18 protein-coding genes are annotated in these 23,438 nt (G+C 62.2%); 5 read left to right on the top strand and 13 right to left on the bottom strand.

The genetic code is table 11. The annotated features are described in order from the left end of the window. Nucleotides 1-134: 134 nt before the first annotated feature. Complete coding sequence (locus AC2444_RS28930; RefSeq protein ID WP_012760676.1) at nucleotides 135-1,061, top strand: SMP-30/gluconolactonase/LRE family protein; 927 nt, start codon at nucleotides 135-137, stop codon at nucleotides 1,059-1,061. Nucleotides 1,062-1,125: 64 nt separating this feature from the next. On the opposite strand, the gene AC2444_RS28925 is transcribed toward AC2444_RS28930, so the two are convergent. Further along, nucleotides 1,126-3,246: a vWA domain-containing protein gene (locus AC2444_RS28925; RefSeq protein ID WP_128449425.1), complete on the bottom strand. Its 2,121-nt coding sequence runs from the start codon at nucleotides 3,244-3,246 to the stop codon at nucleotides 1,126-1,128. Further along, entirely contained in the window at nucleotides 3,243-3,767 is a 525-nt protein-coding gene (locus tag AC2444_RS28920) for an RNA polymerase sigma factor (RefSeq protein ID WP_128449426.1), read from the bottom strand. Before AC2444_RS28920 ends, AC2444_RS28925 begins: the two co-directional genes overlap by 4 nt. Nucleotides 3,768-3,991: 224 nt before the next feature. Between AC2444_RS28920 and AC2444_RS28915 the strand changes: the two genes are divergently transcribed. Then, the gene (locus AC2444_RS28915) at nucleotides 3,992-4,903 is read left to right on the top strand and encodes an alpha/beta hydrolase (protein WP_128449427.1); all 912 of its coding nucleotides are present in this window, start codon (nucleotides 3,992-3,994) and stop codon (nucleotides 4,901-4,903) included. Between the two features lie 3 nt (nucleotides 4,904-4,906). Here AC2444_RS28915 and AC2444_RS28910 read toward each other — a convergent pair whose 3' ends face one another. The 10 genes from AC2444_RS28910 to bcoG form a co-directional block, all read right to left on the bottom strand. Then, the gene (locus AC2444_RS28910) at nucleotides 4,907-6,910 is read right to left on the bottom strand and encodes a CocE/NonD family hydrolase (protein ID WP_128449428.1); all 2,004 of its coding nucleotides are present in this window, start codon (nucleotides 6,908-6,910) and stop codon (nucleotides 4,907-4,909) included. 51 nt (nucleotides 6,911-6,961) lie between these two features. After that, nucleotides 6,962-8,593, bottom strand: coding sequence for an ABC transporter ATP-binding protein (locus AC2444_RS28905; protein WP_128407684.1), 1,632 nt, complete (start codon nucleotides 8,591-8,593; stop codon nucleotides 6,962-6,964). Further along, on the bottom strand, nucleotides 8,586-9,413 hold the full coding sequence (locus tag AC2444_RS28900; RefSeq protein WP_003555519.1) for an ABC transporter permease: 828 nt from the start codon (nucleotides 9,411-9,413) through the stop codon (nucleotides 8,586-8,588). Before AC2444_RS28900 ends, AC2444_RS28905 begins: the two co-directional genes overlap by 8 nt. Further along, the gene (locus AC2444_RS28895) at nucleotides 9,410-10,414 is read right to left on the bottom strand and encodes an ABC transporter permease (protein ID WP_003555520.1); all 1,005 of its coding nucleotides are present in this window, start codon (nucleotides 10,412-10,414) and stop codon (nucleotides 9,410-9,412) included. The genes AC2444_RS28900 and AC2444_RS28895 overlap by 4 nt, the downstream gene beginning before the upstream one ends. Before the next feature lie 97 nt (nucleotides 10,415-10,511). Further along, the gene (locus AC2444_RS28890) at nucleotides 10,512-12,101 is read right to left on the bottom strand and encodes an ABC transporter substrate-binding protein (protein ID WP_003555521.1); all 1,590 of its coding nucleotides are present in this window, start codon (nucleotides 12,099-12,101) and stop codon (nucleotides 10,512-10,514) included. A gap of 118 nt (nucleotides 12,102-12,219) precedes the next feature. Then, nucleotides 12,220-13,002 (bottom strand): carnitinyl-CoA dehydratase, encoded by a 783-nt coding sequence (locus AC2444_RS28885; protein ID WP_003555522.1) that lies wholly within the window; start codon nucleotides 13,000-13,002, stop codon nucleotides 12,220-12,222. A gap of 6 nt (nucleotides 13,003-13,008) precedes the next feature. Continuing rightward, nucleotides 13,009-15,063 carry an acetate--CoA ligase family protein gene (locus AC2444_RS28880; protein ID WP_012760684.1) on the bottom strand — a complete coding sequence of 685 codons (2,055 nt, stop codon included), beginning with the start codon at nucleotides 15,061-15,063 and terminating at the stop codon, nucleotides 13,009-13,011. Between the two features lie 4 nt (nucleotides 15,064-15,067). After that, on the bottom strand, nucleotides 15,068-16,228 hold the full coding sequence (locus AC2444_RS28875) for an acyl-CoA dehydrogenase family protein (protein WP_003555525.1): 1,161 nt from the start codon (nucleotides 16,226-16,228) through the stop codon (nucleotides 15,068-15,070). A 10-nt stretch (nucleotides 16,229-16,238) separates the two neighbouring features. Further along, on the bottom strand, nucleotides 16,239-17,729 hold the full coding sequence (locus AC2444_RS28870) for a carnitine 3-dehydrogenase (RefSeq protein ID WP_017997616.1): 1,491 nt from the start codon (nucleotides 17,727-17,729) through the stop codon (nucleotides 16,239-16,241). 7 nt (nucleotides 17,730-17,736) lie between these two features. Next, a complete protein-coding gene (gene bcoG / locus AC2444_RS28865) occupies nucleotides 17,737-18,639 on the bottom strand; it encodes a 3-dehydrocarnitine:acetyl-CoA trimethylamine transferase BcoG (protein WP_128438942.1) in 903 nt (300 codons plus the stop codon). Nucleotides 18,640-18,679: 40 nt separating this feature from the next. Between bcoG and AC2444_RS28860 the strand changes: the two genes are divergently transcribed. Beyond that, complete coding sequence (locus tag AC2444_RS28860) at nucleotides 18,680-19,738, top strand: GlxA family transcriptional regulator (protein WP_080518631.1); 1,059 nt, start codon at nucleotides 18,680-18,682, stop codon at nucleotides 19,736-19,738. Here AC2444_RS28860 and AC2444_RS28855 read toward each other — a convergent pair. Next, on the bottom strand, nucleotides 19,713-20,588 hold the full coding sequence (locus AC2444_RS28855; protein WP_128449429.1) for a LysR substrate-binding domain-containing protein: 876 nt from the start codon (nucleotides 20,586-20,588) through the stop codon (nucleotides 19,713-19,715). The two genes, AC2444_RS28860 and AC2444_RS28855, sit on opposite strands and share 26 nt — an antisense overlap. A gap of 111 nt (nucleotides 20,589-20,699) precedes the next feature. Between AC2444_RS28855 and AC2444_RS28850 the strand changes: the two genes are divergently transcribed. Continuing rightward, nucleotides 20,700-21,605, top strand: a complete 906-nt coding sequence (locus AC2444_RS28850; RefSeq protein WP_003555531.1) for a DMT family transporter — start codon at nucleotides 20,700-20,702, stop codon at nucleotides 21,603-21,605. A gap of 585 nt (nucleotides 21,606-22,190) precedes the next feature. Further along, nucleotides 22,191-23,381: a formaldehyde dehydrogenase, glutathione-independent gene (gene fdhA, locus AC2444_RS28845; RefSeq protein WP_033184174.1), complete on the top strand. Its 1,191-nt coding sequence runs from the start codon at nucleotides 22,191-22,193 to the stop codon at nucleotides 23,379-23,381. Nucleotides 23,382-23,438 lie beyond the last annotated feature (57 nt).

Below are 23,438 nucleotides of genomic sequence, written 5' to 3'. Positions count from 1 at the left end.
CACACCATTCCAACGCCCAGAAAGCAAGCTTCCTTGGGAATTTTGGCAAGGGCCGGCAGATCGGCGTCTGTACGAAGCCGTCAAAACACGACATGATGATATCGATAACAATCTGAGCGCAATGGAGGAGTATCATGTTCGGGCAAATTGACGGTACGGGGTTTGAGGTTCTCGACCCGCGTTTCGAAAGCTGCTTCGTCGGGCACACCCGCGTCGAGCGTCTTTGGACCGGCGGCCGCTGGCTGGAGGGACCGGCCTGGTTTGCCGCCGGGCGGTATCTGGTTTTCTCGGATATCCCCAACAACCGAATGATGCGCTACGACGACGCCAGCGGGCAGACGTCGGTCTTCCGCTCGCCCAGCAACAATTCGAATGGCAACACTGTCGACAATCAGGGTCGGCTGATTACCTGCGAGCATCTGACGCGCCGTGTCACGCGCACGGATTTCGACGGCAGGGTCACCCTTCTGGCCGATCGAATTGCAGGCAAGCGGCTCAATTCTCCAAACGACGTCACCGTCAAGTCCGATGGGACCGTCTGGTTCACCGACCCGAGCTACGGCATCCTCCACGATTATGAGGGCGACTACGGCGCAGAGGAAATCGGTGGATGCCACGTCTACCGGCATGATCCGGCAACAGGTACCACCGATCAGGTGACCTCCGATTTCGTCAAGCCGAACGGACTGGCCTTTTCCCCCGACGAGACGTTGCTTTACGTTGCCGACACCGGAGCAACGCATCTGCCCGGCGGTCCGCGTCATATCAGAAAGCTCGCGGTCTCGAATGAGGGGAGGCTGACCGATCTCGGCGTTTTCGCAGAATGTAGTGCAGGTCTGTTCGATGGTTTTCGTGTCGATCGCAAGGGCAGGATATGGACGAGCGCCGGCGATGGTGTGCACGCTTACGATCCGGATGGGACGTTGATCGGCAAGATCCATATTCCTGAAGGCGTCTCCAACGTGACTTTCGGCGGCGAGAAACTGAACCGCCTCTTCATCACTGCAAGCACGTCTCTTTATGCTGTTTATCTCACCGCCAACGGAACGAGACTGGGATGATCACTGAGCAGAGGCCGCCCTTTTGGGACGGCCTCTTGTTTGGTACAGTTTTGTGCCTCTTGCCTCACCGTTGACTGAGACCGTCCGCCAGCCGAACCAGACCGAGGAAATCCGACCTGTAACCGAAGGTGTCCGTGCCTCGCGATGCCGCGGCGAGATCGGCGATCGCCTGATAGGAATAGGTGTCGACGGCCGCGACATGGCTGAGTTTCTGGCCGAAGGCTGCGACTGCCACCGAGAAACGGACATCCTGCGGCGCGGCATCGACGGTGGCGACCGCGTTGCCGTCGTTGACAGGCGTGGTGATGAGGGCGCTCTTGTCCTCGCCCGGCCGCTTGTAGCGCATCTTGACGAAGGCAAGCTCGCCGTGATGGGCGCTGTCGGAGGCCTCGGCCGGCACCTTATCGGCTGCGCCGTACCGCAGGTCGTCATTCATCACCGCGGGGCTTCCCTTCGGCGTAATCTCGTAAATCGCCGTGACGCTGTGGCCGGAGCCGATATCGCCGGCATCGACGCGGTCATTGTTGAAATCCTCGCGGTTCAGCGCCCGCGTCTCGTAACCGATCAGCCGGTATTCGGCGATCCGTTCCGGGTTGAACTCGACCTGGAATTTGACGTCGCTGGCGATCGGAAACAGCGTCGATCCGGCCTCTTCGACCAGCGTCTTCTGCGCCTCGGCCAAGGTATCGATATAGGCAGCACTGCCATTGCCGTTCTGGGCGAGCGTCTGCATCAGGGAATCGTTGAGATTGCCCCGTCCGAAGCCGAGAACGGTGAGGAAGATGCCGTCTTTGCGCTTCTCTTCAATGATGCGCTTCAAATCCCCATCGCTCGACGGACCGACATTGAAGTCGCCATCGGTCGCCAGCATAACCCGGTTGACGCCGTCCTTGACGAAGCCCTGCTTGGCAAGGTCGTAGGCCGCCTCGATGCCTTCGGCCCCGCCGGTCGAGCCTCCGGGCTCCAGCCTGTCGATCGCCGACAGGATCTTCGATTTCTCCGCCACGCGTGTCGGCGCCAGCACCGTGCCGGCATTACCGGCATAGGTGACGATCGACACGGTATCGTCAGCCTTCAGCCTGTTGACCATGAGCCGGAAGGCGCTCTTCAGCAGCGGCAGTTTGTCCGGCTCGTCCATCGAGCCCGACACGTCGATCAGGAAAACCAGATTGGCACGCGGCGTGGTCGCCGGCGCAATATCATAACCCTTGATCGCCACATGCATCAATTCCGTGTCGCGGTTCCACGGGGTCGGCATGACAGTCACCGTCGCCTTGAAAGGCTGGTCGGCATTGTCAGGACCCGGCCAGTCATAGGGGAAATAATTGATCATCTCCTCGACGCGAACCGATAGTGGATCGGGCATTGCCCCGCCCGTCAACGACCGGCGGACGAAGGCATAGGACGCGCTGTCGACATCGGCGGAGAATGTCGAAACCGGATCCGTCGCGACGCTCTTGATCGGATTTGCCGCCGCATTGGCAAACCGCTCGCGATTGGGATCGAGCTGCATCTGCATGCGCCCCTCCGCAGGCGGAACAGGCGAGGGGGCGATGGCGGCCATCGGTTCGGCAAACTGCCGCTGGGGGACGATGCCGGGAGCGGCCGGCGCAGCGCGTTTGGTAGCCCCGAGTGCCGCGGCAGAACCCTCCGGCTTGTTCGTGAGGGCGGCGTTGGCATCGTATTCGGATGTCTGCGACGCATCGGGTTTCGCGAGGGCCGGCGCCTCCTTGTCCTGCAGCGCTTGCGCGACAGCAACAGATTGCTCAGCCAGGCTGACGTTCCCGGCCGGTATTTGCGGCGCGACCGCAACCGGCTGACCGGTGGTTGCAGCCGGTTGTTTCGACGCCTCACTTTTCGGAAGATTGCCGGCGATCTCAGTCTGGTCGATGATCGGCAATCCGTTACGGGTCAGCTCGATCGCGAGATAACCGGCGGCCGGAATGACCAGCAGCGTCGCAAGGGCTGAACCGGCGAGGAATTTCTTGTTCATGGCAGGGCTCCATATCCAGTTGATGATGGAGCTTTGACGCCAGCCTTTCGCATTTCCTTGGGCCGCCGTTGCATTATTTTCCGCGGTGTCGAAGGCCTGCATCGCGGCAGCAAGTGCACGAGTACGCGCCTCCGGCGTTGCTGTCGGCGGTGTCAGGCGGGAGAGTTTTTCGAGTTCCTTGTCCACGGTCATACCTCTTCCTTGCCGAGCACGGCCTTCAGCCTCTTGCGCGCTTCATGAACCTGCCAGGACACAGTCGCCTCCGAGCAGCCCATGACATCGGCGGCAGCCGAATGGCTGAGACCTTCGCCGTAGACGAGCAGCACTGCGTCGCATTGCCTGTCCGGCAAGGCGCGCACGGCTGCCCATAATTCGCTCGATAGCTCATCGTCATTTCCGGCCGGCGCATCGGGCTGCGGTTCGGCGGCGTAGGCGCGGAATGTCTGCTCCTCTCGTGCAAGCTTGCGTCTATGGTCGCGGGCGGCGTTGAGCGTCAGCGTATAGAGCCATGTCCTGAAGCGGCTGGCGCCGCGAAAGCTGCGGATGGCTGCGCCGAGCTTGACGCAGACCTCCTGGGCGATGTCGTCGGCATCCGTGGAACTGCCAGACCACCGCCACGCCGTCGCATGGACGAAATCATAATGGCGCGACACCAGTTGCCCGAAGGCCTCCCGGTCGCCGCCCTGCGCTCGTTCTATGAGCTCCGCGTCCAATTCCGCACCTACCCCATGCTATCCAGCAAGATGCTATTTCGAGATTGAGACGTTTCTCGGATGACTTTCCTTGGGTCGGCGATGAAAAAATTATCGCGAATTTTGAAAGCCGCGACATCCATGGGTCGCGGCCAGACAGATCGTCCGCTTCACAGAGGCGCATGATGAGGACAGAGTCGGCCAGGGACATGATCTGTCATGTCCCAAATCGCGAAAGGACCTTCATGTCCGCTCAACCACCTGCCCCCACCGAAAGGGGCATCCTGCAGTTTCTGGCGATTTGCGATTCCTTCTATCCGCCAGACGCCGTTCTAGCATCGATCGAACAGCAGCGACATTGGTACGACACGCTCTGCGCTCGTTTCGACCGCCCGCTGCCCCCGGAGATGATCTTTGCGGACGGCATGCTCCAGCGCATACCGATCCGGCGCTACCGCCCGCGGAAAATCAGCACCCGCACCATTCTGCTCTATCTTCATGGCGGCGGCTTTGTTGTCGGTTCGCTCGAGAGCCATCATGCCATCTGCGCCGAGATCGCCGATTTTGCCGGCGCGGAACTTGTTTCGGTCGATTACCGGCTGGCCCCTGAATATCGCTGGCCGGCGCAGACGGATGACGGCTTTACCGTGTTGAAGCATCTGCTTTCCGCCAACAGCAAGGTCGTGCTGATCGGCGACAGTGCCGGGGCCAATCTGGCGGCGGGCCTTGCATTGCGGGCGCGCGACGAGGGCCTGTCCGGAGTCGTCGGCCAAGTTCTGATCTATCCGGCGCTTGGCGGTGACCTTGCCGCAGGCTCTTACGTCGAAATGGCCGCGGCGCCGGGCCTGACGACGGCGGATGTCGGCTATTATCGCGAAATCCTGCAGGCGCCGGCAGGCAATGAGATCGCCGAGCCCCTGCAGGCAGCTTCGCTTGCCGGGCTGCCGCCGGCCTTCATCACGGTCGCGCATTTCGATCCGCTTCGGGACGACGGCCGGCACTATGCCGCCCGGCTTATCGCGGAGGGCGTCGAAGTCTGGTTCCGAGAGGAGCCGCAAATGGTGCACGCGTGGCTGCGCGCCCGCCACATGAGCGACGGCGCCCGCGACGGCTTCCGTGCCGTCTGCGAGGCCACAAGGCGTTTTGCGGCGGCATGATGATCACATCAGGTCGCGGACGATCCGCTTTTCGGCAAAGACCTTTTCGAAGATCTGCACGTCGTCCTCGAAGGCGGTGACGACAGCACTGATGACCCAGTCGGTCCGGGTGCAGGCAATCCGCGCGGTCGCCACCGTTCGCACGAACCAGCCGGGGCGGCGCATGTCGCAGGTCCAGGTCGACGTCCCGGTCATCGACAGGGGATTATCGGGTGAAATCGACCAGAGTTCCTCGCGCAATTGCCGGGTCGAGAGGCCTGTCTCAGGGTGCTCGGTGAGCCCGGTATCCTCGTGGATGTGATACTCGGTCCTGTTGACCGAGAGATCGCGGACGACCTGCCGCTTCGTTACGGCGGCCGCGTGCTCGATGTATTTCGGCAGCGGATCGGGATTGGCTGGTTCCTTGATGTCGATCCGCTGGTGCTCCCCGAGCATCGGCAGCCCGAGGCCGAGTGCCGCGATATCGACCTCGATGCCTTCGGCATCAGGCGGCGGCAGGATCATCGGCCAATAGGCGGTGGAGAGCGAAAGGCGGATGCGATGCCCCTTGCGGAAGCGATAACCGCAGGCATCGAGCACGAGCCGGATCGACACCGTCTCACCTGGGATCAGCGGCTTGGGATCTGGATTGCCGTCCCGGTGGGTAAGATTGACGACGCCGAAGGCGACACGCGTCGCCGTGCCATCCGGATGGACATCGATGAGCCGGGCGCAGAGATTTCCGCTTGCCGCCTGCGACCGCAGCGCAAGCGTGAGCACAGGCCGGCCGAGATAGTCGTGATCGCCAGCAAGCGGCATCGTATCGAAGACCAGCGAGCCGGCATCGTCCGAGCGTTGATCAATCGCCATTTCGGCGTCGGGTTTCAGCGTGAAATATTCACCCGATGCAGTCCCGGTGTCGAGCGGAGAGCGGAGATAAACGGGATGTTCGGGCGCATGCGGGATCGGCATGCCTTCGGTCAGCTTGCCGAACTGCTCGACATAGAAGCACTGCATCTGCGGCGGCGACCAGACGTCCTTGGCGACCCAGAAACCCGGATCGCTGTCACGTCGCGGGGCAGGGCTGATGGCATCGAGAATATAGGCGCGAGCCTGCGGCAAGCCGTCGATGCCGTTATCCTCGCCCCGCAGCCATTTATTCCACCAGGCGATCGCCTCGCCATGGAAATCCGTGCGCGGCTTCGGCCAGGCGAAGTGCGGATATTTGTGAACCCAGGGGCCGATCAGCGCCTTCGCCTTGTCGCCCAGGCCTTCGACCGCCATCAGCGGCGTATTGCGGTAGCCGTCGGCCCAGCCGGCAATCACCAGCGCGGGAATCTCCACGCTCGAAAAATCCTCTGAGATCGAGCCGTGACGCCAGAAGTCGTCGCGCCGCTGGTGGCTCAACCACTCCTCCATGAAGAAGGGTTCGCCCGCCAGGCGTTCCAGCCACATCTCCTTCCAGCGTTCGCCGGCAAGCGCAGGATCGGGCGGCCGCGACTGGTAACCGAGCATGGTTGCAGCCCATGAGAGCTGGGCGGAGAGATGGCAGCCGTTCTTGTAGTGGATGTCGTCATTGTAGCGGTCGACGGTCGAGGCGATCGATATGACGGCCTTCAGCGCCGGCGGGCGCAATGCTGCGACCTGCAGACTGTTGAAGCCACCCCAGGAGATGCCCATCATGCCGACAGCGCCGTTCGACCATGGCTGCGAGGCAATCCAGGCGATCAGCTCGCAGGCATTGGCAAGCTCGCTTTCGGTATATTCGCCGTCGATGACGCCGTCGGATTCTCCGGATCCGCGGATATCGACGCGCACGCCGGCAATGCCTGCGGCCGCGAATACCGGATAGGTCGACTCGTCCCTGAGGCTGGTTCCGTCCCGTTTGCGATAGGGCAGGAATTCGAAGACGGCGGGAACGGGATCTGTTTCCGCGCCATCCGGCATCCAGATGCGCGCGGCAAGCCGCGTCCCATCCTCCAGCGTAATCCATTCATTCTCGATGGTGGTGAAGCCGCGCGAGGTCATGCTCATTCCTTGATGCATATTCCGTAAGACGAAGGTTCTGCCCTCGTCAGGTCAGTTGCCGGCGCTCTCCATGCGACGCGTGGCAAGCACCCGTTCCAGCCAGCCGATTTCCATTTCCGGCACGGATTTCAACAGCAGATCGGTATAGTCGTCGAAGGGCGGCGACAGTGCTGTCGATTTCGGACCGAACCGCACCAGCTTACCACGATGCATCACCGCCACGCTGTCGGCAATCGCCCGGACGATCGCAATGTCATGGGTGATGAAGACGTAGGACAGCTGCTCTTCTTCCTGCAGGCGCAGAAGCAGCTTGAGGATGCCCTCCGCCACCAGCGGATCAAGCGCCGAGGTCGGCTCGTCGCAGAGGATGAGTTCGGGCTTGGCGGCCAGCGCTCTCGCGATCGCCACGCGCTGCTTCTGGCCGCCGGATAGTTCGGCCGGGTAGCGGTCGACGAAGCCCTTGCCCATTTCGATCTGCTGGAGCAGTTCCTTCACCCTTGCCGTCTTCTCAGCACCCCGAAGGCCATAGTAGAAGGTCAGCGGGCGGCCGATGATGTCGCGCACCGTCTGTCGCGGGTTCATCGCCGTATCGGCCATCTGGTAGATCAACTGGATGCGCCTCAAATCGTCGTTCGGCCGGCTCTTGAGATCAGGCATCAGCGGCTTGCCGTCAAAGACGACGCGCCCGCTGCTCGGCGGCAACAGGCCAGTGATGACGCGCGCTAGCGTCGATTTGCCCGAACCGGATTCACCAACGACCGCGAGCGTCTGCCCCTTCGGCACGTGCAGCGAGACATCGTGCAGCACTTTGAAGCCGTTGGAATATTCGGCACTGACATTTTCCACCTTGAGAAGCGCAACCGACTGGTCGGCCGCCTCCTCACGATAGGCCTGCCTGACATTGACGAGGGCGCGCGTATAGTCCTCCCGCGGCGCCTCGATGATCTGCTGGACACTGCCATATTCTACCTGCTTGCCATAACGCAGGACCATGATGTCGTCCGAAATCTGGGCGACGACGGCAAGGTCGTGGGTGATGTAGAGGGCGGCGGTGTGCGTTTCCTCGATGGCATGCTTGATCGCCGCCAGCACGTCGATCTGCGTGGTGACGTCAAGCGCTGTCGTCGGCTCGTCGAAGACGATGAGTTCGGGATTGGAGCAGAGCGCCATCGCCGTCATCGCGCGCTGCAACTGACCGCCGGAGACCTGATGAGGAAAGCGCTCGCCGAAAGTTTCGGGATTGGGCAGGCCGAGAACCCCGAATAGGTAAAGCGCACGTTTGCGCGCCTCGTCCTTCGTCATCAATCCATGTTTGACCGAGGCTTCGATCACCTGATCGCCGAGCCTGTGGGCCGGATTGAAGGCGGCGGCGGCCGATTGCGCAACGTAGCAGACCCGTGCGCCGCGGATTTTCCGGATGCCGTCCTTGCCGAGCACCAGGATATCAGCGCCGTCGAGCCGCACCTCGCCACCGGTGATTTCGGCGCCGCCCCGGCCATAGGCAAGCGCCGAAAGGCCGATCGTCGACTTGCCGGCGCCCGATTCCCCGATCAGGCCGAGAACCTTGCCCTTCTGCAGATCGAAGGAAACCCCGTCTACGATCGTCACTCGCTTCGGCGGTTCGCCCGGCGGGTAGCTGGTTGCTTCGATCTTCAGATTACGAACGGAAAGAAGCTCAGGCATCGCCGCGCCCTCCCTTGAGGCTGGATGTGCGTTTCAGGAGCCAGTCGACCACGAGGTTGACGCAGACGGCAAGTGTCGCGATCGCCGTGCCCGGCACCAGCGCTGCCGAGATACCGAAGATGATGCCGTCCTTGTTGTCCTTGACCATGCCGCCCCAATCGGCCGCAGGCGGCTGAATGCCGAGGCCGAGGAAGGAAAGCGTCGAGAGGAACAGGATCGAGAAGGCGAAGCGCAGGCCGAATTCGGCCAGCAGCGGCGACAGCGTGTTCGGCAGGATTTCGCGGAAGATGATCCAAAGTTTGCCTTCGCCGCGCAGTGTTGCCGCCTCGACGAATTCCATCACCGCGACATCGAGCGCGACGGCGCGGCCGAGACGATAGACGCGGGTGGAATCGAGGATCGCCATGACAAGGATCAACACGACGATGTTTTGCGGCAGCACCGCAAGAACGACGAGCGCGAAGATCAGCGTCGGGATCGACATCATCAGATCGTTGAAGCGCGAAAAGACTGTGTCGATGATGCCGCGCGAGACGGCCGCGGTGAAGCTCAGGATAATGCCCAGCGAGAAGGAGATGACGGTGGCGGCGGATGCGACCGTCAGCGTCGTGCGCGCGCCGTAGATCAACCGCGAGAAGATGTCGCGGCCGAGATTGTCGAGACCGAAAATATACTGGTTATCAGGCAACTGCCACACGTCGCCGACGACCTGCGTCTCGCCATAGGGGGCGAGCCAGGGAGCGAAGAGCGCGAAGATGAAAGCGATGGCGATACCGGCCATGCCGATCCAGGCGGTGATGGGGATATCTCGCAATCTCATCGCGGATGCCTCAGCCGGGGATTGGCGATAATCGCGAGAATATCGGCCGTCATGTTGAGGAAGATATAGACAGCCGCGAAGATCAGGCCGCAGGCCTGCACGACGGGCATGTCGCGCACGGTGACCGCATCGACCATATATTGTCCCATGCCGGGATAGACGAAGACCACTTCGACAACGACGACGCCGACCACGAGATAGGCAAGGTTCAGCGCGATGACATTGATGATCGGCGCAAGCGCATTGGGGGCGGCATGTTTGACGATCGAGCGGAAGGCGCTGAGGCCCTTCAGCTCGGCGGTCTCCATATAGGCCGACGACATGACGGAGAGGATAGCCGCCCGTGTCATGCGCATCATATGCGCGAGCACGACGAGCACGAGGGTCGCCGTCGGCAGCGCGATCGCCTTCAACCGCTCGACGAAGCCCATGCTGTCATAGACGGTCGCTGGAAAGGTCGCCATGCCAAGGTTCACCGCGAAGAGCAGGATGAGCAGGTAGCCGATAAAGAATTCCGGCAGTGAGATCGCCGCAAGCGAGATGATGTTGATGATCTTATCCGGCAGGCGGTTGCGGAAGTGCACCGACAGCATGCCGAGGCCGACGGCGAGCGGCACTGATATCACCGCTGCGAAACCCGCGAGGAAAAGCGAATTGCCGAGGCGTTTGCCGATCTGTTCGCTCACCGAATTCTTGCTGGCCCAGGAGGTGCCGAAGTCACCCTGAACGGCGTTGCCGAGCCACTCAACGTAGCGCGTCGTCACCGGACGGTTCAGCCCGAGATCCTGGCGAATATTGGCAACGGCCTGCGGCGTCGCCGACTGGCCGAGATAGGTTGTGGCAAAATCGCCTGGCAGAGCTTCCAGGCCGCCGAAGATCAGGATGGAGACGGCAAAAAGCAGGACCAGGCTGAGCACGAAGCGCTCGAGGATGAGGGCAAGCAGCGGAAAACGCTGCCGGAACCCGAGGCCGGGCAAGATGCTTGGGGCAGGATTGGTCATGGCGAGGACCTCGCGCTAAAACGTCGGGAGGACCGCGGGGTTTCATCCCACGGTCCCGGCTTCGTTGGAGATCAGAGGGGCAAACGTCCCCTTGCCATCAAGCGTCCAGCCAGACGCGGGTCGCGACGTAGCCGTTCGACATGTCGTTGCCGATGTCGTGGACATAACCCTTCACCTGCTTGGTGGAGGCGTTCACGAAATCGTTGAACATCGGCAAGATCACCCCGCCCTCGTCGCGCACCGTCATCGCCATGGTGCGATACATGTCCTTGCGCTTGGCTTCATCAAGTTCGGAACGGGCCTGCAGCAGCAGCTTATCGAAGTCAGGACGCTTGAAACGGGTGTCGTTCCAATCCGCCGTCGAGAGATAGGCGGTGGAATACATCTGGTCCTGCGTCGGGCGGCCACCCCAATAGGAGGTCGAGAAGGGCTGGACGTTCCAGACGTTGGTCCAGTAGCCGTCGCCCGGTTCGCGCTTGACCTCGATCTCGATGCCGGCCTTCTTGCAGCTTTCCTGATAGAGGACGGCTGCGTCGACACCGCCGGGGAAGGCGACTTCGGAGGTGCGCAGGAGGACCGAGCCGCTATGACCTGACTTCTTATAGTGGAAGGCAGCCTTGTCAGGATCGTAAACGCGCTGCTCGATGCCCTCGGGAAACAGCGCATAGGTGCTGTTGATCGGGAAGTCGTTGCCGACCTTGCCGTAACCGCCGAGGATCTTCTGCACCATGGCCTCACGGTCCATGGCATATTTGAGGGCCAGACGCAGGTCGTTGTTGTCGAACGGCGCCTTGTCACAATGCATGATGAAGACGTAATGGCCACGGCCGGCGGTCGAGAGAATCTCGACGTTGGGTGCGCGTTTCAAAAGGTTGACGGTCTTCGGGTCGACCCGGTTGATGTAGTGCACCTGGCCGGACGACAGGGCCGCGATGCGGGCGGTCGCATCGTTCATGCCGATGATTTCGATCGAATCGACGTAACCGCGGTCGGTGCGCCAGTCGTCTTTGTTCCTTTCGAAGGTGGCGCGGACGCCGGGCTCGAAGCTTGTCATCTTGTAGGGGCCGGTGCCGATCGAGGCGAGAGGATCGTCGACGCCGCCGTTCGGCTGGATGACCAGATGGTAGTCCGACAGCAGCAGCGGCATATCGGCATTGCCTTCGCTGAGCGTCAGCACGAGATTGCCGCCGTCGGCCTTGATCTCCTTGATCGAGCCGAGAACACCGAGCGCGCCGGATTCCGACTTGGCGTCGGTGTGGCGCTTCAGCGTCGCAACAACGTCATCGATCGTCAGTTCCTTGCCATCGTGAAACTTGACGCCCTTGCGGATCTTGAAGGTCCAGGTCGCCGCGTCCTTCGACGGTTCCCAGGATTCGGCGAGCGCCGGCACGGCGGCACCGGTCAGCGGATCAGACTCGACCAGCATGTCGCCCCAGCAGCGGCCGATGCAGAACATGACCTGCGACAGGAACTTCGCCGGGTCGTTGGAATCGGTAGCGGCACCGCCTTCGAGGCCGAGCTTCAAGTGACCGCCGCGCTTCGGTTCGGCAGCTTGCGCACTTTCGGTGAAGAGCTTGTCGGCGACGGCAAGTGTGATGCCCGCGGCCATGGCGCGTCCCATGAATTCGCGGCGGCTGAGCCCGCCGGCGGTGACACGGCTTGCGAGATACTTCGTGTAGTCGTTCATTCCCCAGTTCCTTCTTTATGGTGCGTTGACAGAACTTCCGGGCAGGTCCGCAGACGGTTTCCTCTCCACCTCCGGTGCCCGCATCATGCGGGAAAATAATGCGGTTGCCGCCGCCTGGTCATTTTCCTTTCCAAATGGGGCTTCGCTTCTCGGCGAAGGCCCGTGCGCCTTCTAATTGGTCCTCGCTCGAATAGAGCCTGTCGACCGTCGCAAACTGCCGTTTGGTGATCTTGTTCATGGCAGTCTGGAACGTCGAACCCTCCGCTTCGCGGACGATTTCCTTGATGGCCGCATGGACGAGCGACGGCCCGCTCTCAAGCAGCCGGGCAAGCTCCCATGCTCTCTCCATCAGCCGCTCGGCCGGCAGGACCTCGTTGACAAAACCCCAGCGATGCGCCTCGTGAACGTCGAGCCAACGACCGGTCAAAAGCATGTCCATGGCGATGTGGTAGGGGATGCGTTTCGGCAGCTTGATCGAAGCCGCATCGGCAACCGTGCCGGAGCGGATTTCCGGCAGGGCGAAGGTCGCATGTTCGGCGGCGAGGATCAGGTCGGCAGAAAGCGCGATCTCCAGACCGCCGCCGCAACAGATACCGTTGACCGCACAAATGACCGGCTTGTTGAGGTCGCGCAGTTCCTGCAGCCCGCCGAAGCCGCCCACACCGTAGTCCCCGTCGACCGCATCACCTGATGCCGCCGCCTTGAGATCCCAGCCGGCACAGAAAAACTTCTCGCCGGCGCCCGAGACGATGGCGACGCGCAGCGCCGGATCGTCGCGGAAATTTCGGAAGATCAACCCCAGAGCACGGCTGGTCGCAAGGTCGATGGCATTCGCCTTCGGCCGGTCGATGACGACTTCGAGCACTCCGCCGTCCTGTCGTGTGCGAATGGGTTCGCTCAACCTATGCTACCTCCTCCGCCGTATCAAAGCATCGACTACGGCCACGCCACGCCCTTCGGGAAGAACCATCAATGGATTAATGTCCAGTTCCTCCAGCCATGCCGCGTTCTTTACGACATAATCTGCCGTTGCTAAGACAGCGCCGACAGCGGCCTCAAGATCGCCTTTTGGCCGACCGCGATAGCCATAGATCAATTTTGCAAGTTTGAGGCGCGAAATTGCCGCGTGAATGTCGGTTTTCGTCGCCGGAAGGGGTAGGATGACGGAATCTTCAAGCAATTCAACGAAGATTCCGCCCGCCCCGAGCGTGAGCGACAATCCGAAGACAGGGTCGCGGATAGCGCCGACAATGAGCTCGGCAACCGGCGGATCGATCATTTTCTCGACGAGATAACCGGCATTCGGCGGCATTGCCGCCGCCGCATTCGACACCGCCTTTATATTCTTTAGGTTGAGTGCGACGGCCCCGGCCTCGGTCTTATGGGCAATGCCGAGCGCTTTCAGCACGACGGGAAAGCCGAGCCGCTCAGCCTGCTCGGCCGCTTGACCGGGAGAAGAGGCCAACAGCCCTTGCGGAACCGGAAGGCCGAAGGCGGCAAGCTCGGCCTTCGCATCGGCCTCCGTCAGCGTCTCGATCTCGCCATCGATAGAGGGCACATCGAGCAGCGGCAGGGGCGGCGGACGATCCCAGGCCTGGCCGATGCCGGCGGCGACGTCCGCAGCCGTGATGGCTTCGTCGATACCGCAGAAGGTAATGATGCCGTTTGCCATCAGCCGATCGGCGATCGGCTCCGGCATGTTTTCCGGAAGGGTCGCCAGAAGGCCGGCCAGCGCACCGGTTGCAGCGGCAGCCGCAATCACCGCGTCTGCCGTCATCGCCCATTCGGATGCATCGCAGCGATCATCGCGCGGAAAGTCGAGGACGACGAGATTGAGGGCATAACCGCCCTCGAACATGGCGCTGAAGGCTTCGGTCTGGCGTGCAAGATCCCCCCACACGAAGGTGTGGTAATCGAGCGGATTGGACAGCGTCACCATCTCGCCGAGAACGCGCCGCAGACGGGGCAATTGTTGCGGCTGCAGCGCGGGGAATTCCACATTGCGACCGACGGCTGCATCCGCCATCAGCGAAGCTTCGCCCCCGGAACAGCTCATCGACGAGATCGAATGGCTTGCGAGCGGGCCGGCGACATGCAGCAGCTTCAGGGTTTCGAGCAACGCCGGCAAGGTCTGGACACGGCCAAGACCAAGGCGGGCGAGCACGGCATCCGCGACCGCATCGCTGCCGGCAAGCGAGGCGGTATGCGACACCGCCGCGCATTTTGCCTGCTCGGACCTGCCGACCTTCAGCACGACGACCGGCTTCCTCGACCGTCGGGCCATGGTGGCCAGCCGTTCGAGTGCAGAGAGATTGCCGAAACCTTCGACATGAAGGCCGACCGCCGTCACACGCGGGTCGTCGATCAATGCGCAGGCGACATCGGCAAGCGATGTCTGCGCCTGGTTGCCGGCGGTGACCACATAGGCGATCGGCAGGCCGCGGGTCTGCATGGTCAGGTTGATGGCGATATTGGAGGACTGCGTGAGGATCGCGACGCCACGTGCGATGCGCTGCATGCCATGCTGATCGGGCCAGAGCAGCGCACCGTCGAGACCGTTGATCAGCCCGTAGCAATTCGGCCCGAGGATCGGCATGTCGCCGGCTGCCTCCAGCAGGGCCTGCTGCAACTCGGCGCCGTCGCCGAGTTCACCCGTCGCCTCGCTGAAACCCGATGCATAACAGACCGCCCCGCCGGCACCGGCCGCAGAAAGGCTGCGGACGATCTCGACGGTCTGCATCCTGTTGACGCCGACGAAGGCGGCGTCCGGCGCCGAAGGCAGGTCGGAGACGGAGCGATAACAGGGCCGCCCGAGCACCTCGTCGAGCTTTGGATGGACGGGCCAGATCTCGCCGGCAAAACCCATGCGGTCGCACTGCTCGATCACCCTGCGCGCCTCGCGGCCGCCGAAGACGGCGATCGTTTGCGGTCTGAGCAGGCGGTCGAGCGGGCGCGGCGTCATCGGCTTATGCTCCCAAGGGTCTAAGCAGATCGCGGCTGATGATATGCCGCTGGATTTCAGAGGTACCGTCCCAGATGCGCTCGACGCGCGCATCGCGCCAGAAGCGGGCAAGCGGCAGATCGTCCATCAGGCCCATGCCGCCGAAGATCTGGATCGCCTCGTCAGTCACGCGGGCCAGCATTTCGGAGGAGTAGAGCTTGGCCGAGGCGATCTGCCGGTCTGCGGAGAGTCCGGCATCGAGCCGCCAGGCGGCGGCGAGCGTCAGCCAATCGGCCGCGTCGATCTCGGTAATCATATCGGCGAGCTTGAACGACACGCCCTGATTGGCGCCGATCGGCTTGCCGAACTGCTTGCGCTCGGCGGCATAAGGCAGCGTCATGTCGAAGACGCGCCGTGCCCGGCCGACGCAGGTGGCGGCCACCGTCAACCGCGTGCCATAGAGCCATTTATTGGCGATTTCGAAGCCGCGATGCACCTCGCCAAGTACCTGGCTTGCCGGAATCCGGCAATCGGTGAAGCTGAGCGTTGAGTTGTGGTAGCCGCGATGCGAAACGGAATCGTAGCCCCCGAGGATTTCGAATCCCGGCGTGCCGCGATCCACCAGGAAGGCGGTGATCTTCTTCTTGATGCCCTTCGGCGTTTCCTCCTCGCCCGTTGCGGCAAAGACGATGACGAAATCGGCGACGTCGGCATGCGAGATGAAGTGTTTCGTGCCGTTGAGGACGAAGTCGCTGCCATCGCGGCGGGCAGCGCATTTCATGCCGCGCATATCGGAACCGGCGTCCGGCTCGGTGATAGCAAGCGCATCGATCTTCTCACCGCGCACTGCGGGCAGGAGATAGCGTTCTCGCTGCTCGCCCTCGCAGGCCATCAGGATGCCGGACGGCCGGCCGAAGAAAACCGTCAGCCCCAGGGAGCCGCGCCCGAGTTCCCGCTCGACCAGCGTGAAGGTGACATGGTCGAGACCGGCGCCGCCGACTTCTTCCGGGAAATTGCAGGCGTAAAAGCCGAGATCGATGCATTTGCGCCGGATCTCGTCTCCGAGCTCCGGCGGGACGATGCCACTGCGCTCGACCTCGTTTTCATGCGGATAGATTTCGGTTTCGACGAAGGCGCGGACCGTCTCGACGATCATTTCCTGTTCTTCGCTCAGTCCGAAATGCATGCCTATCCTCCTACCGCCTCTGGCCGACGTGACGGCCGGCACCTTCAGGCACGGCCAAATTCGCGTGGGCTCCTGCAACCGCCTTGACCTTGTCGAGAATGACGGCCGGCGCCGGTGTGGCCTTGCCGGCCTTGCTGTCGACATGCAGCAACATGTGTTCGGCGGTTGCCAGAGCCTCGCCCGTCGCCGTGTCGTACAGAGTGTGGAAGACATGCAGCCGCTTCTCGTCGACGGAGAGGATCTGGCAGGTCGAGTGGATCGCCTGGCCGAGTTTCGCCTCGCCGAGATGGCGGATATGGGTTTCCACCGTGTAATAGCTCTGCCCCGCCTCGACATAGGCGAGATCGACGCCGATGAGGCGCAACAATGCGTCCGATGTATCGCCGAAAACCTGCAGGTAGCGGTGCTCGGTCATATGGCCGTTATAGTCGACCCAGGCAGGGCCGACTTTCGTCTCCACGAGCCTCAGCGGCTTCGACGGGTCGAAAGACGTGGCCGCCCTACCGCCTTGCGCCCAGAGCGATTGCTCGAAGTCCTTCAGCAGCTTGCCGGCGCCCCAGCCCTTGCCGCCATCGCCGCCCTTGAGGGCCTGCAGGATGCCGACGAGGTTTTCGTCGCGGATGCGTTCGAGCTCGCGGATCGACAGGCCGGCCGCCTGTTCGTCGGATTGCCGGCCGATCTTTTCGATCAGCGCATCGTCGAGATCGACGACATCGGTGAGCTTGGTCCAGGGCCAGGCGAGGCATGGACCGAACTGGGCGAGGAAGTGGCGCATGCCGGCCTCGCCGCCGGCAATGCGGTAGGTCTGGAACAGGCCCATCTGCGCCCAGCGCAAGCCGAAAGAGTAGCGGATGACATCGTCGAGGGTCTCGACCGTGCAAATATCGTCATGGATCAGCCACAAGGCCTCACGCCAGAGCGCTTCGAGCAGCCGGTCGCCGACAAAGGCCTCGATCTCCTTGGCGATGTGGACGCCCTTCATACCGAGCGGCGCCAGTCTTTCGATCGCCGCCCGGATGGTCGCCGCCGAGGTTTTTTCGCCACCGACGATTTCGACGAGCGGCAGCAGATAGACGGGATTATAGGGGTGGGCGACGAAGAGGCGTTCGGGATGCGTCATGTCGCGCTGCAGATCGGTCGGCAGCAGGCCTGAGGTGGAAGAGCCGATCAGGGCGTCCGAGCGTGCTGCAGCATCGATCTCAGTCAGGACACGGCGCTTGAGGTCGAGCCTTTCCGGCACGCTTTCCTGAATCCAGTCGGCGCCGGCGACAGCTTCCTCGAGCTTCGCGCAGAAGGTCAGCCTGCCGCGGGGCGGCAGGGGTGCTCCGGTCAGCATGGCATAGGCTTTTTCGGCGTTAGCGAGCACTTCGCCGACGATGCGGCTCGCTTCCGGATGCGGATCGAACACATCAACGTCAATGCCGGCCAGCAGAAAACGCGCGATCCATCCGCCGCCAATGACGCCGCCGCCGATACAAGCCGCCTTGTTGATCCCAGTCATGCCGTCCTCAGCGCTTCGTCAGTTTGAGTTTCTTGCGAACGTCTTCCGGGCCGATAATCCGGGCACCCATGCCCTCGACCACTTGCACGGCCTTTTCAACGAGCTCAGCATTGGTGGCGAGTTGGCCCTTGCCGACAAAGAGATTGTCCTCCAGGCCGACGCGCACGTTGCCGCCGGCCAGAACGGCTGCCGCCGGATAGGCCATGGCGTTGCGGCCGATCGAAAAGGCCGAAAAAGTCCAGCTCTGAGGCACGTTGTTGACCATCGCCATGAAGGTATTGAGATCGTCGGGCGCCCCCCATGGTATGCCCATGCAGAGCTGGATCAGCACCGGGTCTTCGATCAGGCCTTCCTCGGCAAGCTGCTTGGCAAACCAGAGATGGCCGGTGTCGAAAGCCTCGATTTCGGGGCGCACGCCGAGATTGGTCATCTTGCTTGCCATGGCCCGCAGCATGGCCGGCGTGTTGGTCATGACATAGTCGCCGAGGTTGAAGTTCATCGTGCCGCAGTCGAGCGTGCAGATTTCAGGCAAGCATTCGGCGATATGGCTGACGCGCTCGGTGGCGCCGGCCATATCCGTGCCGTTAGGATTGAGGGGAAGGGGGCTTTCGACATCCCCGAAAATCAGGTCTCCGCCCATGCCGGCGGTGAGATTGAGGACGACATCGACATCGGCCGAGCGGATGCGGTCGGTGACCTCCCTGTAGAGGTCGTTGCGGCGGCTGGCAGCACCCGTTTCCGGGTCGCGGACGTGGCAGTGAACCACCGCAGCACCAGCCTTTGCCGCGTCGATGGCGGAATCGGCGATCTGCTTGGGAGTGATCGGCACGTGGCTGGATCTGGAAACCGTGTCGCCGGCGCCGGTAACGGCGCAGGTAATGAAGACATCGCGGTTCATCGCAAGAGGCATGTTTTTGTTCTCCCTCGTCTTGTCGGCATTACGCGACAGGATGAAGGACGATGCGTTGCAATATCGGAAGCAACCGATACATTATCGGAACTCTAGGGAGATGATCTTGCTGCAGCGATCCACAGAACGGCTCGATATCGACCTTCTCGTCCTGCCGGACGCGAACCTGATCCTGATCGCCTCGGTGATCGAGCCGCTGCGCGGCGCCAACCGCATTTCCGGCAGCGAGCTCTATCGCTGGCGGCTGCTGACGCCGGACGGAGCACCGGTCCCGACCACCAGCAATATTGCCGTGCCCGCGCAAGGCGCTTTCAAGGCGACGACCGAGGATACGCCGCTGTTCGTACTTGCTAGCTACAACTGGCGCCGAAGTGCTACGCCGGCGCTGAAGATGCAGCTCTCCCAGGCCGCCCGCTATCGCACGGTGATTGCCGGCATCGAGTCCGGCACCTGGCTGCTAGCCGAAGCCAGCCTGCTCGACGGGCTCCCGGCAACCGTCCACTGGGAGGACTACGAGGATTTTGCGCTGGCCTATCCTGAGGTGCGGGCCGTCAAGGATCGTTTCGTCATCGACGGCAAGCGGCTGACGACGTCAGGTTCGCTTCCGACCGTCGACCTGATGCTGGAGGTGATCCGGCAAAGGCAGGGTTATTCGCTGGCGCTCGAGGTCAGCCGGCTGTTCCGCTACGAGCAGCCGTCCTTCCATGCGGACGAGCAGCTTTCCGCAGCCTCGGCGGGGTTGCGCATGCATGATCCCCGCGTGACCCAGGCAGTACGGCTGATGGAGGAGCATATCGAGCAGCCTCTGGTCCTGACACGGCTGGCCCGGCGGGTGGGCATCAGCGCCCGGCATCTGCAGTATCTCTTCCAGCAGAGCATCGGCGCGCCGCCGCATGTGCACTATCTGGCGCTGCGCCTGAATGCGGCGCGCCGCAAGGTGATCGAGACGACAGCCTCTTTCGCCGACATCGCGGCGGCAACCGGCTTCAATTCGGCCTCAGCCTTTGCGAGAAGCTACCGGGCGAGTTTTTCCGAGAGCCCGTCCGAGACCCGGCGCCGCTTGCGCCGCCGCATCACGTCATCGCAGGCGCCGGTATAGGCTGGAACGCGTCCCGTATCATCTCAGCAAGCTCCCGAACGGCCTCGCTGGAACGGTAGGTGCTTCGGCGGAGCACGACCTTGGAGGAGTCGACCGGCGGGAAACCGTCTTCGGCGGTCAGCTCCCGGCAGCCGGGCGGTATATTGCTGCGGGAAAGCGTGGTCACGGCAAGGCCGGCAATCACGGCATTCTTCAGCCCCGAGCCGGTATCGGCGATGAAGGCGATCCGATAGTTGCGGCCGATCTGCTCCAGCGACCGGAGCGCAAAATCGCGCGACCAGGTGGAATTGCGATAGGTCGCAATCGGCAGGGGATCGATGTCGTGCAGCCGATGGACCATTGATGTGACCCAGACCGTGGGATCAATGCAGATGACCTCGCCTTTCGTCTCATCGCTCCAGTCGAAAACGACGGCCAGATCAAGCTCGTCCCGCTCGAGGGCGGCGAGGTTACGGACGGTATAGTCGCAGGACACGGTCACCTCGACGGCCGGGTGGCGAACGGCGAAAGCCGCGAGCGCCGCCGGCAGTACCGTCTGGCTGTATTCCTCGGGTATTCCGATGCGCACCGGCCCATCTAGCGGCTTGCTGCGGATCGTCGCGGCGGCCTCGTTCAAGAGGTCGATGATCCTGCGGGCATAGGGGACGAGTTGCATGCCTTGACGCGTCAGCAATACGCCGCGGGCGCCGCGCTCGAACAGCGTTTCGCCGATCGTCTGCTCCAGCTTTTTGATCTGGCTGCTGACGGCCGACTGCGTCCGCCCGATGCGCTGAGCGGCCGCCGAGAAGTTCGACGTCTCGACGACGACAAGAAAGGTTCTCAGCAGGTCGCTTTCAATCGGCTCGTGCATGTTCAGCCATAGAAAAAATCGATGATAGCCATCTCTACTATTCGTTTGTCTGATGTCAATTCTGGGCGCACAAATGACCCGCGTTCGACTTCCTTCTTTGAGAATATCTGCGTGACAATTGAAAATCCGGCCAGACGCCTCGCAAGCAGCGAGCATGAGAAGGGTGTGTTTCTCATCGTTGCTGCGACACTTGCCTGGAGCGCGAGCGGCGTCTATTCGCGACTCCTTACGACCGACGTATGGACGGCGATCGCCTGGCGATCGTTGTTCGGTGGCCTGTTCCTGCTGATCCCCTGCCTTTTCCTCGAAGGGGGTATTTCACGGCAGCAATGGCGTTTCATCTTCCATCCGTCCAGCCTTGCGATGATCGCCTGCCAGACCTTCAGTCAGGGCTGCTTCATCGGGGCGCTCTACATGACCACCGTCGCCAATGTGACGATGATCTATGCGACCGCGCCATTTATCGCGGCCATGCTCGGCTGGGTCATCCTCAGGGAGAGGGTCTCCAGGCGGACGCTGATTGCCGGCGGCATCTCGCTCCTCGGCGTCGCGGTCATCGTCGCCTCGTCGATCGGCGGCGGCACCGGATGGGGCGACCTGCTGGCGCTCGGCATGACAGCGTCCTTCGCGCTCGTCATCATCATTCCGCGGATCAGTCCCGACGTGCCGAGCCTGCCGCCGACCGTGGTCAGCGCTTTCCTGACGCTTGCACTCTTCGCGCCGTTCGGTTCGGTAGGCTCGCTCGACCTGCACAACTGGATCGTTCTTGCTGCCTTCGGCGCGACCAATTTCTCCCTGGCACTGGTGCTCTTCCTTGCCGGGGCGAAGCGGATGCCGCCAGCGGAGGCGGCGCTGATCGGCACAATGGAAATCGTGCTCACGCCGTTCTGGGTCTGGCTGCTGTTTTCCGAAGAGCCGCCCGTCGCCACGTTTTTCGGCGGCGCGATCATCCTCGGCGCAGTGATCTGGCACACGGCCATCGACGTCAGCCGCAGCCGGCGACCGCATCGCGCCTAAAGCCTTTAGGCGGCGATCAATCTTCCGGGACGATCCGGAAAACCGCCGTATTCGCGGGATCAGTTACTCCCCTGCACAGCGAGCTATGGCGACTTTGCCGACTGTCGTCTTTGCGTTGCACCCATGTCGTTTTCTTGATCGCTGTTTTCCGTCAGGCATGGTTTGTTTGTGGTGTTCAAGGCGCTATCTCGCAAACTGGCGAAATGGGCATTGGGAAGCCGGCCTGACGCGCCGACGCTCCCAGCAGCGGTAGGAGAACTGAAATCCTCAAGGAAATCGCCGGATAGAAATCCGGAAAGATATCGAGATGGATCGAAAGGAGATTCTGGAGCTGGAAACCAGCTCTTGGCAGAGCAAATCGACGGATTGCAGGCAGACGATCACGAGCGGAACGACAGGCGAAAGCCATGGCGTTTACTCCTCTTCTCCATTCAATCTGTCCCTTTTGCAAAATCCGAATATCGCCCGATGCGGCGGTATCCTCGTGTTGTGGACACCGGGCTGCTGAGGAGGCAGGCCGGAGGGAAGGTTGCCATCGGCTGCATTGGTTGCAGATCGAGGCATTCAAACAAGTGGGAGGAATTCATGAGTAAAAATAGAGGCGTCGTCTATCTCCGGCCGGGCAAGGTCGAAGTTCGCGACATCGACGACCCGAAGCTGGAAGCGCCTGACGGCCGCCGCATCGAACACGGCGTCATTCTGAAAGTGATTTCTACCAATATCTGCGGCTCCGATCAGCACATGGTCCGCGGCCGCACGACGGCGATGCCGGGCCTGGTCCTTGGTCATGAAATCACCGGCGAGATCATCGAGAAAGGCATCGATGTCGAGATGCTCGAAATCGGCGATATCGTCTCGGTGCCTTTCAATGTCGCCTGCGGCCGCTGCCGCTGCTGCAAGTCTCAGGATACCGGTGTCTGCCTGACGGTAAACCCGGCCCGCGCCGGCGGTGCTTATGGTTATGTCGACATGGGCGGCTGGATCGGCGGACAGGCACGCTACGTCACCATTCCCTACGCAGATTTCAACCTGCTGAAAATCCCCGATCGGGACAAGGCAATGGCGAAGATCCGGGATCTCACCATGCTCTCCGACATCCTGCCCACCGGCTTCCATGGCGCAGTGCGGGCAGGCGTTGGCGTCGGCTCGACGGTCTATGTCGCAGGCGCGGGCCCCGTCGGCCTTGCGGCTGCCGCTTCGGCTCGCATTCTCGGCGCTGCAGTCGTGATGATCGGCGATTTCAATCAAGACCGTCTGGCGCATGCGGCGAAGGTCGGTTTCGAACCGATCGACCTGTCGAAGAGCGACCGTCTTGGCGACATGATCGCGCAGGTCGTCGGCACCAACGAAGTGGACAGCGCCATCGATGCTGTCGGCTTCGAGGCCCGCGGCCACTCGGGCGGGGAACAGCCGGCGATCGTGCTCAATCAGATGATGGAGATTACCCGTGCCGCCGGTTCGATCGGCATTCCCGGCCTCTACGTTACCGAGGATCCAGGTGCTGTCGACAATGCCGCCAAACACGGCAATTTGTCGCTTCGCTTCGGCCTCGGATGGGCCAAGGCGCAGTCCTTCCACACCGGCCAGACTCCGGTGATCAAATACAATCGTCAACTCATGCAGGCGATCCTCCACGACCGACTGCCAATTGCCGATATCGTCAACGCCAAGGTCATCCCGCTCGACGATGCCGCCAATGGATATGAGAGCTTCGACCAGGGAGCGGCGACGAAATATGTCCTCGATCCGCATGGCGAGGTGGCGAAAGCCGCATAGCGACATTACTGCACACATAGGAATGGCCGGGCGAAAACCCGGCCATTCCGCATTCTC

Source organism: Rhizobium sp. WSM1328, assembly GCF_057653715.1.
This window is presented reverse-complemented; position numbering and strand designations above follow the sequence as displayed.